Annotated in this window: 14 protein-coding genes and 1 pseudogene; 7 read left to right on the top strand and 8 right to left on the bottom strand. The window is 71.9% G+C overall.

Going from position 1 to position 13218, the window contains the following annotated elements; translation table 11 throughout:
• The first annotated feature begins 301 nt into the window (after positions 1-301).
• Positions 302-2035: a penicillin-binding transpeptidase domain-containing protein gene (locus K1J60_RS25845; protein WP_220648267.1), complete on the top strand. Its 1734-nt coding sequence runs from the start codon at positions 302-304 to the stop codon at positions 2033-2035.
• A gap of 42 nt (positions 2036-2077) precedes the next feature.
• Here the strand turns inward: K1J60_RS25845 and K1J60_RS25840 are convergent, their stop codons facing one another.
• Complete coding sequence (locus tag K1J60_RS25840; RefSeq protein WP_220648266.1) at positions 2078-2737, bottom strand: RBBP9/YdeN family alpha/beta hydrolase; 660 nt, start codon at positions 2735-2737, stop codon at positions 2078-2080.
• A 361-nt stretch (positions 2738-3098) separates the two neighbouring features.
• Between K1J60_RS25840 and K1J60_RS25835 the strand changes: the two genes are divergently transcribed.
• Positions 3099-3617 carry a YbaK/EbsC family protein gene (locus K1J60_RS25835; protein WP_220648265.1) on the top strand — a complete coding sequence of 173 codons (519 nt, stop codon included), beginning with the start codon at positions 3099-3101 and terminating at the stop codon, positions 3615-3617.
• Positions 3614-4459: a DMT family transporter gene (locus tag K1J60_RS25830; protein ID WP_220648264.1), complete on the top strand. Its 846-nt coding sequence runs from the start codon at positions 3614-3616 to the stop codon at positions 4457-4459. Before K1J60_RS25835 ends, K1J60_RS25830 begins: the two co-directional genes overlap by 4 nt.
• A 16-nt stretch (positions 4460-4475) precedes the next feature.
• Here K1J60_RS25830 and K1J60_RS25825 read toward each other — a convergent pair whose 3' ends face one another.
• Positions 4476-5213, bottom strand: a complete 738-nt coding sequence (locus K1J60_RS25825) for a hypothetical protein (protein ID WP_220648263.1) — start codon at positions 5211-5213, stop codon at positions 4476-4478.
• A gap of 151 nt (positions 5214-5364) precedes the next feature.
• Between K1J60_RS25825 and K1J60_RS25820 the strand changes: the two are divergent.
• From K1J60_RS25820 to K1J60_RS25810, 3 genes and pseudogenes are all read left to right on the top strand, one after another.
• A pseudogene (locus K1J60_RS25820) lies at positions 5365-5469 on the top strand (EamA family transporter); the annotation flags it as partial.
• A gap of 113 nt (positions 5470-5582) precedes the next feature.
• Positions 5583-5858, top strand: coding sequence for a DUF1876 domain-containing protein (locus tag K1J60_RS25815; protein ID WP_033532019.1), 276 nt, complete (start codon positions 5583-5585; stop codon positions 5856-5858).
• A 184-nt stretch (positions 5859-6042) separates the two neighbouring features.
• On the top strand, positions 6043-7077 hold the full coding sequence (locus K1J60_RS25810; RefSeq protein ID WP_220648262.1) for a helix-turn-helix domain-containing protein: 1035 nt from the start codon (positions 6043-6045) through the stop codon (positions 7075-7077).
• Between the two features lie 274 nt (positions 7078-7351).
• Here the strand turns inward: K1J60_RS25810 and K1J60_RS25805 are convergent, their stop codons facing one another.
• From K1J60_RS25805 to K1J60_RS25780, 6 genes are all read right to left on the bottom strand, one after another.
• A complete protein-coding gene (locus tag K1J60_RS25805; RefSeq protein WP_220648261.1) occupies positions 7352-8527 on the bottom strand; it encodes a serine hydrolase domain-containing protein in 1176 nt (391 codons plus the stop codon).
• Positions 8528-8722: 195 nt separating this feature from the next.
• Positions 8723-9229: an organic hydroperoxide resistance protein gene (locus tag K1J60_RS25800; RefSeq protein WP_317619727.1), complete on the bottom strand. Its 507-nt coding sequence runs from the start codon at positions 9227-9229 to the stop codon at positions 8723-8725.
• 146 nt (positions 9230-9375) lie between these two features.
• Entirely contained in the window at positions 9376-9849 is a 474-nt protein-coding gene (locus tag K1J60_RS25795; protein ID WP_220648260.1) for a MarR family winged helix-turn-helix transcriptional regulator, read from the bottom strand.
• Between the two features lie 84 nt (positions 9850-9933).
• The gene (locus K1J60_RS25790; protein WP_220648259.1) at positions 9934-10710 is read right to left on the bottom strand and encodes an energy-coupling factor ABC transporter ATP-binding protein; all 777 of its coding nucleotides are present in this window, start codon (positions 10708-10710) and stop codon (positions 9934-9936) included.
• A complete protein-coding gene (gene cbiQ / locus K1J60_RS25785; RefSeq protein WP_220648258.1) occupies positions 10698-11459 on the bottom strand; it encodes a cobalt ECF transporter T component CbiQ in 762 nt (253 codons plus the stop codon). The genes K1J60_RS25790 and cbiQ overlap by 13 nt, the downstream gene beginning before the upstream one ends.
• 1 nt (position 11460) lies before the next feature.
• Positions 11461-12531 carry an energy-coupling factor ABC transporter permease gene (locus K1J60_RS25780; protein ID WP_220648257.1) on the bottom strand — a complete coding sequence of 357 codons (1071 nt, stop codon included), beginning with the start codon at positions 12529-12531 and terminating at the stop codon, positions 11461-11463.
• Positions 12532-12817: 286 nt separating this feature from the next.
• Between K1J60_RS25780 and K1J60_RS25775 the strand changes: the two genes are divergently transcribed.
• Positions 12818-13162 carry an SsgA family sporulation/cell division regulator gene (locus K1J60_RS25775; RefSeq protein WP_220648256.1) on the top strand — a complete coding sequence of 115 codons (345 nt, stop codon included), beginning with the start codon at positions 12818-12820 and terminating at the stop codon, positions 13160-13162.
• The last annotated feature ends 56 nt before the right edge of the window (positions 13163-13218 follow it).

The raw sequence follows: 13218 nt of genomic DNA, 5'->3' as shown, positions 1-13218 counted from the left end.
GCTGCGCCCCGTGCTTTTCACCCCGCAGCCCCGTCCGATTTCCAGGCCCGCGGCCCCGTAGCCACCCAACCCGCAACCCCGGCCGCTTTCCAGGCCCGCAGACCCCTCGCTCCCCAACTCCCAGCCCCCTCGCTTCCGAGCCCGCACGGCCTGGGGCTTCAGGGACCCGGGGAGCTGCGCGAGAGGCCCCCAGTCACCCGTGCATCCAACGGGCGAACCCACGGAGTGATCCGCGGGACTCTAGGGTGGTGGTTCTCGTTGAGGAACGAGAGGCAGCCGGGGGCAGCGGAAGGTCGGGAGCGTGGGTAAGAGAAGGCGTGTCGACGAGCGGAAGGCCGCGAAGTCGGGGAGGTCACGGCGGCATCTCGTGCTGGGCGGAGTGGCGGTCGCGGCCCTCGGCGGTGGCGCGATGGCCGTGTACACGGTGTTCGGCGCCGGCGCGGCGGCCGAGGACGGCTCGGCCGACGCCAAGGCCGTGAAGAGCGGCCCCCTGTCCGCCGGCGAGGTCCGCACGGCCGCGACCACGTTCCTCACGGCCTGGCAGAAGGGCACGGTCGCGAAGGCGGCCGCCGCCACGGACGACTCGGCGGCCGCCAAGACGGCGTTGACCGGCTTCGCCAAGGACGCCCACGTCAAGGACGTCACCCTCACCCGCGGCAAGCGCTCCGGCGACAAGGTGCCGTTCACGGTGAAGGGCACGGTCTCCTTCAAGGGCACCGAGAAGCCGCTGACCTACAAGTCCGCCCTCACTGTCGTACGGGCGGAGAAGGACGGCGAACCCGTCGTCGACTGGCAGCCCTCCGTCGTCCACCCCGAACTCGCCGAGGGCGACCGGCTGGTGACCGGCGAGGCGGGCACACCCCCGGTGAAGGCCCTCGACCGGGACGGCGGCGAGCTGACGACGGAGAAGTACCCGTCGCTGGGCTCGGTGCTGGACGGGCTGCGGGAGAAGTACGGCAAGAAGGCGGGCGGCAAGGCGGGCGTCGAGCTGCGGATCGTCCGCGCCGACCCGGCCGAGGGCGGGTCGGACGACAAGTCCTCCGCCGAGCCCACGAACTCCACCAGGTCCACGAAGGAGAAGGCCGCCGACAAGACCCTGCTGGAGCTGAGCGAGGGCACCCCGGGCGAGGTGACGACGACGCTCAGCCCGTCGTTGCAGGCCGCCGCCGAGGAGAAGGTGGCCGCCACGAAGCGGGCGTCGGTGGTCGTGATGCGGCCCTCGACCGGCGAGATCCTGGCCGCGGCCAACTCCAGCAGTTTCAACGTGGCGTTCCAGGGCTCACTGGCCCCCGGCTCCACGATGAAGATCGTGTCGTCCGCACTGCTCATCGACAAGGGCCTGGCCTCGGCGAACAAGGGCCACCCCTGCCCCAAGTACTCCTCGTACGGCGGCTGGAAGTTCCAGAACGACGACAAGTTCGAGATCAAGGGCGGGACGTTCAAGGCGAGCTTCGCCCGTTCCTGCAACACCGCCTTCATCTCCCAGGCGAAGAAGCTGGACGACGACTCCCTGACCAAGGAGGCCCAGCAGGTCTTCGGGCTCGGCCTGAACAACTGGGCCATCGGCGTCTCCAGCTTCGACGGCGCGGTGCCGGTGCAGAGCGACGCCCCGATGGCGGCCTCGCTGATCGGCCAGGGCGGGGTGCGGATGAACCCGCTGAACATGGCGTCGGTGGTCGCGACGGCCAAGACGGGCGTCTTCAAGCAGCCCTACCTGGTCCCGCCGTCCGTCGACGACCGCACCCTGGCCACCGCATCGCGGCCCATGTCCGCCACGGTCCGCTCCCAGCTCCGCGAACTCCTGCAGTACACCGCCGCGGCCGGTACGGCGGCCGAGGCGATGTCGGGCCTCGGCCCGGACTACGGCGCCAAGACCGGCTCCGCCGAGGTCGACGGGCAGAAGGAGCCCAACGGCTGGTTCACCGCCTGGAAGGGCGATCTGGCCTCCGCCGGAGTCGTCCAGCAGGGCGGCCACGGCAGCGAGTCGGCGGGCCCGATCGTGGCCGCGCTGCTCAAGGCGGGCAGCGGCGGCTGAGCGACGACGCGGGCCGGGCGGGGGGCGAGGCGGGCGGGTGATTCAGTCGCCGGTCGCGTCCGTCCGCTGCACGGGGCGCTCCTGGATCGGCATCTCCTCGTACGCGTCGGACGCCGGTCGCAGACACCAGTCGAGCATCGACGGCCAGGGGCCGTAACCCGAGTCGGGGTTGAGGTGGGCCTCGCCGGGCAGCACGTCGGCGGGCAGGCCGAGGGGCCGCGCGTACGCCGTGGCCGCGCCCGGCAGGCAGTACGGGTCGTTGTCACTGCCGACGACCCGGGTGTACGTGGCTGACTCGGCCAGCCGCTCCGGCGTCAGCGGCGGCGGGGCGAACTCGGCGATCTCCGGCTGCTTCAGAGCGAACTCGGGGGACGGCGGAGCCACGAGGAGGACGCGGTCGACGGGGCCGGACAGGATGCCATCCCGGGCGACCGCGTGCAGCCACAGCAGACAGGCCAGGCTGTGGCAGACCACCGTGATCCGCCGACCTGCCAACTCGCCGAGCAGTGCGTCCAGTTCCGCGAGCCAGCGCTCCAGGTCCGGGTCGTCCGCCTCCGGGAGCTGGGGGTAGGCGACCTCGTGACCCAGGTCGGTGAGGCGGTCGGCCAGCCAGTGCTGCCAGTGGGTGGGCGGCCGGTGGTTCTGCCAGCCGTGCAGGATGAGGAAGGCGCGGGTTTCGTCGGCGGCCGGGGTTTCTGTCATCCCCCGATCGTCAGCGAAACGGATCTGTCGGTCCAGTGCCGTCTCTGTGGCTGGATGGGGGATCGAGGGGGCGTAGGTGAGCTGGGTGCGGGCCGGTGGGGGTTGCTCGCGCAGTTCCCCGCGCCCCTGAAAGCCTCAGGCCCCGCGCCCCTGAAAGCCTCAGGCCCTCGGGCCTGAAAAGCACGGGGCGCAGCCCCTGCCTTTTCAGGGGCGCGGGGAACTGCGCGAGAAGCCCCACCGACCCGCACCCGACACACGCCCCCAGCCACCCCCGCCCCCACCCCCACCCCCACCCGACAACCCAACCCCCACCCGACAACCCAGTCGCATGGCCGCTACACACACCACTACCGTGCCGAACATGACCACCGACGCGCAGGACACCGAAGACTCCGCCGCCCACCCCCGCTTCGCCGAGGCACTCACCACCCTCGGACTGGGCGAACTGCACACCCGCATCCGCCGTTTCCCGGAAGCCACCCGCACCGCGGCGGAAGCGGCCGCCGCCCTCGGCTGCGAGCTGAGCGAGATCTGCAAGTCGCTGATCTTCGCGGCGGACGGCGTCCCCGTGCTGGTGCTGATGGACGGCGCCTCGCGCGTCGACGTGGAGTTGGTCCGGCGTGAACTCGGCGCCACGAAGGTCACCCGGGCCCGCGCCGACGTCGTACGGGAGACGACCGGTTACGCGATCGGCGGGGTCCCGCCCTTCGGGCACCGGACGAGAACACGCGTCCTCGCGGACCGCTCGCTCCTCGCCCACGCGACGGTGTGGGCGGCGGCCGGCACCCCGTACACCGTCTTCCCCATGGCCCCCAAGGCGCTGATCGCGCACGCGGGCGCCACCCTGGTGGACGTCCGCGAGGGCGAGCGCGAGGCGTGACACCCCTCGTCACCGCGGCGGTCCTGCTCGCCGCCGTCACCCACGCGAGCTGGAACGCGATCGCCCACAGGATCACCGACAAGCTCGTCGGGTTCACACTGATCGCCGGCGGCGGCGCGCTGATCGGGTTCGCGATGGTGCCGTTCGTCCCACTCCCGGAGGCCGCGGCGTGGCCGTATCTGATCGCCTCGACGGTCATCCACCTCGTTTACTACGTGCTGCTGATGACGTCCTTCCGGCTGGGCGACTTCGGCCAGGCGTACCCGATCGCCCGCGGCTCCGCGCCCCTCGTCGTCACCGTCCTCGCCGCGGTCTTCGCTCACGAGGTGCCGGACGGCTGGGCGACGGGCGGCATCCTGCTGAGCTGCGCCGGACTGACCGGGGTCGCGCTGTGGGGCCTGCGCGGCGGCCGGCCGCACTGGGCGGCGATCGGGGCGGCGCTGGCCACGGGCCTGTCGATCGCCGCGTACACGGTCGTGGACGGTCTCGGTGTCCGGGCCTCCGGGTCCGCCATGAGCTACATCGCCTGGCTGATGGCGCTGGAGGGACTCGCGATCCCGGCGTACGCGGTCTGGCGGTGGCGCGGGGAGACGGTCGCGCTGCTCCGGCCGTTCGTCGGTGTGGGCCTCCTCGGCGCCGCCCTGTCCGTGGCGGCGTACGGGCTGGTCCTGTGGGCCCAGACCAAGGCCGAGTTGGCGCCCATCGCGGCCCTGCGGGAATCGTCGATCATCGTGGGCGCGGCGATCGGGGCGGTGTTCTTCAAGGAGCGGTTCGGGGCGCCCCGGCTGGTGGCGGCGGGGCTGCTGGTGGTGGGGATCGGGCTGATGCTGCGGGCCGGGTAGACGGGATACGTGCTGGCTAGGACTCGTCCGAGGGCAGGCCGCTCAGGTCCAGGACATCGGCCGCCGGCGGGGGCTGAATGTCCACAGGGTCACCGAAATCGCCGAACCGCGTGATTCGGCGGTAGTGGGAGTCCGTGTAGTCGATCCGCAGAAGGTACGGCTTGCCCTCTGCCGCGACGTAGTAGGTATAGGAAATGTCCTCGAACTCCGCGTCCTTCACTTTCACCGGGATGACCGGCTCGCCGTCGAGTTCGGTCGGGTTGTCCTTCCTCGTTTTGCCCAACGAGGAGGGGGAGTACGACCACGCGCAGTCGGCCAGGCCGTCAGCCCCCCTCGCCGCGCTCACCGGGCTCTTGAGCCAGGCTTTCTGTCGCATCGCGGGGACCGTCTTCCGCGACCACAACTGCAGGTACACGTCGTTGGGATGGATGTAGTCCGTCTCACCGATCCGGATCTGCTCCATCTCTGCCACCCCGGAGCCATAGGACGTGGTTTGCTTCCAGGTGCACCTGCTCTTGAGATCGGTCGTCAGGCGGCCGGAAGAGAGGTTGGCACCGCCCGAGGCCGCGGTGACATCCGTGCGGATGGTCACCGACGTGAGCGCCTTCATGGTGCGGTCGGCCTCGCCGAGCAATTGGTCGGCGGAGCGCGTGTCAGCCGTGTCAGTCGTGTCACTGGCGTTGGCACAACCGACCGCGACAGCACTCATGAACAGGCACAGCGCAGCGGTGATCGTCTTCGTGTTCGTGGGCACAATCCCCCCTGGCGTATAGGGCGGCACAGGCTACCGGAATAGATCGCTCCGCCTCCCGGCGGGCGTCCCAACCGGCCCCGACAGCCGCTCACGCTCCTGAAGCGAAGCCCGGCAAGCCTGCCCGGCAGGGGTCCCGCCGGCCTCGGAGCGCGCGGCGATCGGGGCGGTGTTCTTCAAGGAGCGGTTCGGGGCGCCCCGGCTGGTGGCGGCGGGGCTGCTGGTGGTGGGGATCGGGCTGATGCCGCGGGCCGGGTAGACGGGGAGACGGGACGGACACCGCCCAGACCCGCACGGACGGGCACCGCACAGGCCGTGCATCCGTCGGCGGGGAGGAGCACTCTGGAAAGAGCGGTTCCGGAGGTGATCGTGATGATGAAGACCGCAGTCGGATGGCACATCGAGCTGGAGTTCCAGGAGGACGATCAGCGCACCCGGGCGGCGGCCCTCGTGCGGCTCCCCGACGGGAAGGAAGTACGCGCCAACGGCTACGCCAGCCGCCACCAGACCGACGCCAATCAGCCCCGGGTCGGCGAGGAGATAGCCGGGGCCAGGGCCCTGAACGAGCTCGCCATGAAGCTTCTCACCAAGGCCCACGACGAGATAGACGAGGCATCGGGCCGGACGTCCCACCCGATAGCGCTCTGAGCCCCGTACCCCACCCCCCGGCCGTACCCGGCTGCGGGCGGTCGTCCCGCTGGGGCGGCAGGGGGTGGGCGCGGCGGCCCGTCGGCACCTCGCGAGCGCCGGTGGAACGAGGTCCGCCTGGTCTCGCGGTCGCGGCCCGCGGGTGCCAGGCGGCCCCGTTCGTGCCCTGTGGTTGACTGGCCCCGTGTTGCACGAGTCGGTCTTCCGGTCCGTGGACCTCCCGGTGGACGCCCGGTTCGAGGCCTGGGCGGAGCTGCTGCGGCAGACACACGCGCCCATGGACCTGGCCCCCATCCCGCTGTCGACGGCCGGCCGCGGCCACCACCCCGCCGCCGACTACCACGCGCACCAACGCCTGATCGCCCTCGGTGACGTGACGATCTGGCCCGCCACCTTCGACCCGATCGTCTTCCGCCGCACGCCGAGGATGGTCCGGCAGTCCGACCCGGAGACGTTCCATCTCTCCCTCCTCCTCCAGGGCGAGGGCGCCGCCAGCTGGGGCAGGCAGCAAACCGCGTACGAGGCGCAGGACTTCCACGTCAACTGCACGTCGATGGCGTACGAGATCCTCACCGGCACCGAACCGGTCACCACCGTCGGTGTCGAGATACCCCGCTCCCTCGTCGCCCTGCCCGCGCGCAAGGCGGACCAGGTGATCGGCAGCCGTCTGTCGGGCCGGGAGGGCGTCGGCGCGCTGCTCGCGCAGTTCCTGATGCGGCTGGCGGAGGACACCACCCCGTACGGGCCGGCCGACGCACCCCGTCTGGGCACGGTCGTCGCCGATCTGGTCACCGCGCTCTTCGGCCATGTCGCCGACACGGAGCCGCAGCTGACGCCGGAGGCCCACCGGCGGACGCTGCTCCTGAACGTCAAGGTGTTCATACGGCGGCATCTGGGCGACCCCGACCTCACCCCCGCGGCCATCGCGGCCGCCCACCACATCTCACGCAGCTATCTGCACCGGCTCTTCCAGTCGGAGGGCCTGACCGTCGCGACGTACGTCCGCGACCAGCGGCTGCGGAACGCGTACCGCGATCTCACCGCCCCCGACCCCGAGCTGCGGGCCACACCGATCCACGCGATCGGGGCACGCTGGGGGTTTCCGCGTGCGGCCGAGTTCAGCCGGGCGTTCCGTACGGCGTACGGGGTGCCGCCGAGTGAACTGCGGAGCCGGGTGGCCGTCGAGGGGGCGGTGAACAGTGGACTCGTTGCCAACTGACCGTGGACCGTCTGCCAACGACACGCGGGGGAATTCGGCGCATCCTGGTGAGCGCCGCCGCTGAGGGCGGCCGTCCGGATCTCCGGGATCGGGCCAGGACACCACGGGGGAGCCCTGGGCCGGTCCGGCCGCTCACCGTGACGGCCGCTCTCAGTGACGGCCGCCCTCAGTGACGGCCGCCCTCAGTGACGGGCTCTCGCCGTGACGGCTTCTCTCCCTGGCGGCCTGGTACCCCGCGCCCGGAAGGCCCTCATGGGCTGCGCCCCTCAGCCCTTCAGCCCTTCAGTGCCGCCTTCACCGCCGCCACCAGCGCCTGCGCCCTCGGGTCCGCCGTCACCGTCTTGCGGTAGCCGTTCGTGACGTAGCCGAAGGCGATGCCGGACTCGGGGTCGGCGAAGCCGAGCGGGCCGCCTCGGCCGGGGTGGCCGAAGGATGTCGGCGCCAGCAGCGGGGAGGCGGCGCCGTGGAGCATGTAGCCGAGTCCGAAACGGGTGTTGACGACCAGGACGCGGTCGGGGCCGGAGGACTCCTCGGCGCGGGCCGCCGCCAGGGTCGCCGGGCCGAACAGCCGTACGCCGTCGACCTCGCCGACGAGCGCCGCGTAGAAACGGGCCAGGCCGTCCGCCGTGGCGATGCCGTTGGTCGCCGGGAGCGCGGACGCGCGGTACGCGGGGTCGTTCTGATCGGGGAACGGGGTGATCGCGGCGAAGGCGCGACGCGTGAGGGAGTCCGGGTCGTCGTAGGCCTCGGTGACCGACCGCTTGGCGCGGACCCTGAGGCCGCCGGTGGGCTCGGGCGCCGCCGCCAGGCGTCCGGCGCGGCCGACCCGGCCCGTCGCCGCCACCGAGTCCGGCAGGCCCAGCCACAGGTCCCCGGCCAGGCCCAGCGGAGCGGCGATGTCGGACGCGATCCACTCGCCGGTGCCTCGGCCGGTCACGCGCCGGACCAGTTCGTCGAGCAGCCAGCCGTAGGTGAGGGGGTGGTAGCCGTGGGCGGTGCCGGGCTCCCAGGCGGGGGTCTGCGCGACGAGGGCCTCGGGGCCCCGGCGCGGGTCCAGGGCCTCGGCGGGGGTGAGGGGGTGGTCGAGGACCGGGAGCCCGGCCCGGTGGTTGAGCACCTGCCGCACCAGCACACCGTCCTTGCCGTGCGCCTTGAACTCCGGCCAGTACCGGCCCACCGGCGCGTCGAGCTCCAGTTCCCCGCGCTCGGCCAGCATCAGCGCGACGGCGGCGGCGACGCCCTTCGTCGCCGAGCGCACGATCTGGGCGGTGTCCCGCTGCCAGGGCTCGGTGCCGTCGACGTCCCGGGTGCCGGCCCACAGGTCGACGACCCTGCGCCCGTGCCGGTACACGACGACCGCCGCGCCCCGCTCGCCGAGCGCCTCGAAGTTGCGTACGAACGCAGCCCTGACCGGCTCGAAGCCCTCGGCGACCGTACCGTTCACGTCCACGTCGGCGCTCCCTGTCCGTTCCCTCGCCGTACTCGTCACGCCGTACTCGTCACGCTGTACTCGTCACGACGAACGGCTGCAACGTACACGCACGGCCCGGGATTCCCCCGCCCGGGGCCCGCCGAGCCCGAGAGAGCCCGGCTGGAGACCTCTGGAGCCCTCTGGAGAAGCCGCCTGGGTCCGCCAGGGTCCGCCTCAGCCGAGCACGATCGTGACGTCGATGTTGTCGCGGGTCGCGTTCGAGTACGGGCAGACCTGGTGGGCCGCGTCGACGAGCTTGGCCGCGATGTCCTGGTCGATGACCGGGAGGGAGACGCTGAGGGCGACGGCGAGGCCGTAACCGCGCTGCCGGTTGGGGCCGATGCCGACCTTCGCGGCGACGGTGGAGCCGGTGAGGTCGTATCCCGCGCGGCGGCCGACGAGGACCAGCGCGTTGTGGAAGCAGGAGCTGTACCCGGCGGCGAACAGCTGCTCGGGGTTGGTGCCGTCGCCGTCGCCGCCCATCGCCGGCGGCATCGCGACCTTCAGGTCGATCTGGCCGTCCTGGCTGCTGATGTAGCCGTCGCGACCGCCGTGCGCGGTGGCCTCGGCGACATACATGATCTTCGTCGGACGGGTGTCGGGCCGGTCCTCGCGAAGACCCTCCGGGCGGGCGTCGGGACGCGTATCGGAACGGGTCTCCACCGCGGTGTCGTCAGTCATTCCCTTGGCCTCCCCCGGGACAAGCGCGTGGCCTCCCCAGGACAGGCGCGCACGAATACATCGTGCACAAGGTACCGGGCGGTAGGCAGTACGCGGTTACCAGGGGGTAGTAACCACGGGTAACACAAGGTCACCGTCGGCCGCGCTCACCGGCCCGCCGCCTTGGTCGCCCGCGCCGTCAACTGCCACAGCTCCTCACGCAGCCGCGTCACCTCGGGGCCGTGCAGGCCGGTGGCGGCGGCGACCGTGGCGGGGACGGCCGCCGCGCGGTCACGGAGCTGTTCGCCGCGTCCGGTCAGGGTGATCCGCACCGAACGTTCGTCGCGCGGCGACCGCTCCCGACGCAGCAGTCCGGCCGTTTCCAGCCGCTTCAGCAACGGCGAGACCGTGCCGTAGTCGAGTCGCAGGGTGCCCGCCAGTTCCTTGACGCTGGTCTCCCCGTGCTCCCAGAGGGAGAGCATGACCAGGTACTGGGGGTAGGTCAGGCCGAGTTCGTCGAGCAGCGGGCGGTACGCGGCGGTGACCGCGCGCTGGGCCGCGTAGAGCGCGAAACACAACTGCTCGTCGAGGAGCAGCGAACCGTGCCGGGGCGCATCCGCTTGGTTTGTCACGGGGCCCATTGTCGCGGACGCGGTATTCGTCCGGGGGTGGGTGGGGGTCGCTCGCGCGTTTCCCCGCGCCCCGCCGTCCTCTGTCGGGCCGCCCTACCCCACCCTCACCGACCGCGGATCGAACCCGAACGGCAGCTCAAGCCGATGCGCCCGCATCAGGTCGTCGTCGACCAGGAGTTCACCCGTCGGGCCGTCCGCCGCGATGACCCCCTCGCTGAGGATCAGCGACCGGGGGCACAGTTCCAGCGCGTACGGCAGGTCGTGCGTGACCATGAGGACCGTGACGTCCAACGATCGCAGGATGTCGGCCAGTTCGCGCCGCGAGGCCGGGTCGAGGTTGGAGGACGGCTCGTCGAGGACGAGGATCTCCGGCTCCATGGCGAGCACCGTCGCCACGGCCACCCGGCGCCGCTGCCCGAAGGAGAGGTGGTGCGGCGGCCGTTCCTTGAACTCCGCCATGCCGACCTGTTCGAGGGCCCGGTCCACCCGGGCCTCCAACTCGGGCCCGGTCATGCCCGCCGCCGCGGGCCCGAAGGCCACGTCCTCCCGCACGGTCGGCATGAAGAGCTGGTCGTCGGGGTCCTGGAAGACGATGCCGACCTTCCGCCGGATCTCGGCCATGTGCCGCTTGCCGACGGGCATCCCGGCGACGGTCACCGTGCCCGCGCCCCCGGTGAGGATGCCGTTGAGATGCAGGACGAGGGTGGTCTTGCCGGCCCCGTTCGGCCCGAGCAGCGCGACCCGTTCACCGCGCCCGACGGTGAGGTCGACACCGAAGAGGGCCTGATGGCCGTCGGGGTAGGCGAAGGCGAGCCCGGCGACTTCGAGGGACGGGGCGACGGGGGGTTCGGACACGGTCACAGGCTCCATCCCAGCAGACAGACGACGAGCGCGGCGACCGGGAGGGCGAAGGCGTACGACCACTGCGCCCGGGACGCGGTCACCTCGTCGATGACGGGCATGGTGCCCGCGTACCCCCGGCTGATCATGGCCAGATGGACCCGCTCGCCCCGCTCGTACGAGCGGATGAACAGCGCCCCGGCCGACTTGGCGAGCACGCCCCAGTGCCGTACGCCGCTCGCCTCGAACCCGCGTGACTCGCGCGCGATCCGCATCCGCCGCATCTCGTCGGCGATCACATCGCCGTAGCGGATCATGAAGGACGCGATCTGGACGAGCAGCGGCGGCAGTCTGAGCCGCTGGAGGCCGAGGAGGAGCGCGCGGAGTTCGGTGGTGGAGGCGAGGAGGACGGAGGCGGCGACGCCCAGTGTCCCCTTGGCCAGGACGTTCCAGGCGCCCCACAGCCCGCTGACGCTCAGCGACATCCCGAGGACCTCGACGCGCTCGCCCTGCGCCACGAACGGCATCAGCACGGCGAACGCGACGAACGGGACCTCGATCAGCAGCCGCCGGAGCAGGAACCCGGCGGGGACGCGGGCCACGTACGCGACCACGCCCAACAGCACGGCGTACAGCCCGAACGCCCACATCGCCTCCCGCGGCGTCGACACCACGACGAGCACGAAGGCGAAGACGGCCGCGAGTTTGGTGTGCGGCGGCAGGGCGTGCACCGGCGAGTGCGCGTGCCGGTAGAGCTTGTGGACGTGGCCGGCGCCCATGTCAGGCGTTCTCGGGCACGGAGGTGGGGGACGCGGCGTCGTCCTCGCCGGTGCGCCGCTTGCGCACGGCCCAGAAGATCCCCGTACCGGCGACGACGGTGACGCCGACGCCGATCACGCCCGCGAGGCCGCCGGCCAGGCGGGCGTCGGTGAGGCCCTCGACACCGTAGTCGGCGAGCGGGGAGTCGGCGACGGCGTGGTCCTCGACCTTGGCGTCGAAGCCCTTGTCGGCGGCGACCTTCTCCAGGCCGTCGGGGCTGGCGGAGGCGTAGAAGCTGACGACACCGGCGAGGAGGAGGGAGGTGCCGAGGCCGGCGAGGATCAGCTTGCGGGGCGAGCGGGCAGCGGCGGGTGCGGTCGCGGTGGCCGGCTCGGCGGCGGGGGCGTCCACCAGCTCACCGTTCACCCGGAGCTTGAGCGGGGCGGTCAGGCCCCGGGCGCCGTGGACGAGGTCCGGGCGTACGGCGACGACGGCGCCGACCGTGGCGGCGGTGATCGCGGCCTCGCCGATGCCGATGAGGGTGTGGACGCCGACCATGGCGGTGAGGACCGAGCCGATCGGCACGTCCGTGGTGCCGCCGACCGCGTAGACGAGCGTGAAGGCGGCGGCCGAGGCGGGCACGGAGATCAGGGCGGCGACGAAGGCGGAGACGGTGATCGAGCGCCGCTTCCGGGGGAGGATCCTGACCAGCGCGCGGAAGACGGCGTAGCCGACGACGGAGGTGATCACCCCCATGATCGTGATGTTCACGCCGAGGGCGGTGAGGCCGCCGTCCGCGAAGAGGATGCCCTGCATGAGGAGCACCACGGACACACAGAGGACCCCGGTGTAGGGGCCCACGAGTATCGCGGCCAGGGCCCCGCCGAGCAGATGTCCGCTGGTCCCGGCCGCGACCGGGAAGTTCAGCATCTGCACGGCGAAGATGAACGCGGCGACGAGCCCGGCGAGGGGCGCCGTCCGCTCGTCCAACTCGCGCCGGGCACCGCGCAGACTCACGGCGACCGCAGCGGCGGCGACGACTCCGGCGACCGCCGAGACGGGGGCGTTGATGAATCCGTCGGGGACATGCATACGAGGGCTCGCTCTCCTGGCAGGGGGCCGGGCCACCGAGTGGGGACGCGCTGGCTGGAACCTTACGATGATAGAGCCTTATTGCGACTCTCTTGCAAGAGCGCGTACGGACCGATTAGCCAACGGGTCGCCGGACGCCCCGACTCCCCCGGCCGCCTTGCAGCGCTCTCGCGGCACCCTTCCAGGGCTTCCGGGCGCGCGCGGCCGAAAATATGCGACATTGGAGAGGCAGTGGACAGCGGATTCACAGCTTCTGCTTGTGTCACTCAGCGTGAGGAGCGGTTCGATGTCCGTCACCGTCGAGCAGTACGCCCGGGCCCATGTCGTCACGGACTCCCCCGAGGACCGGGACACCGTGCCGGTCCTCCTCCGCTACGACCCCGACAGCGCCGCCTCCGCCGTACACGTACGCCTCCCGGGCCCGGACGAGTGGACCTTCCCCCGTGAGCTCCTGGAGCGCGGCATCCGCACCCCCACCACCGCCGGTCCCGTGAGCATCTGGCCCTGCGGCCGGGTCCAGGCCGTCATGGAGTTCCACTCCGCCCGGGGTGTGGCGGTCATGCAGTTCGACACCAAGGCGCTGGTCCGCTTCCTGCGGCGGACGTACACGGCCACGCCGGTGGCGCACTGAGTGAGGCGTCCGGTGCGGGCCCGCGGGTATGCATGACGTCGACCGACACGCAGGCT

It is taken from the genome of Streptomyces akebiae (genome assembly GCF_019599145.1).
GTDB classification, from domain to species: domain Bacteria; phylum Actinomycetota; class Actinomycetes; order Streptomycetales; family Streptomycetaceae; genus Streptomyces; species Streptomyces akebiae.
The sequence above is the reverse complement of the archived record's forward strand: the minus strand, read 5'-3'. Positions and strand labels throughout refer to the sequence as shown.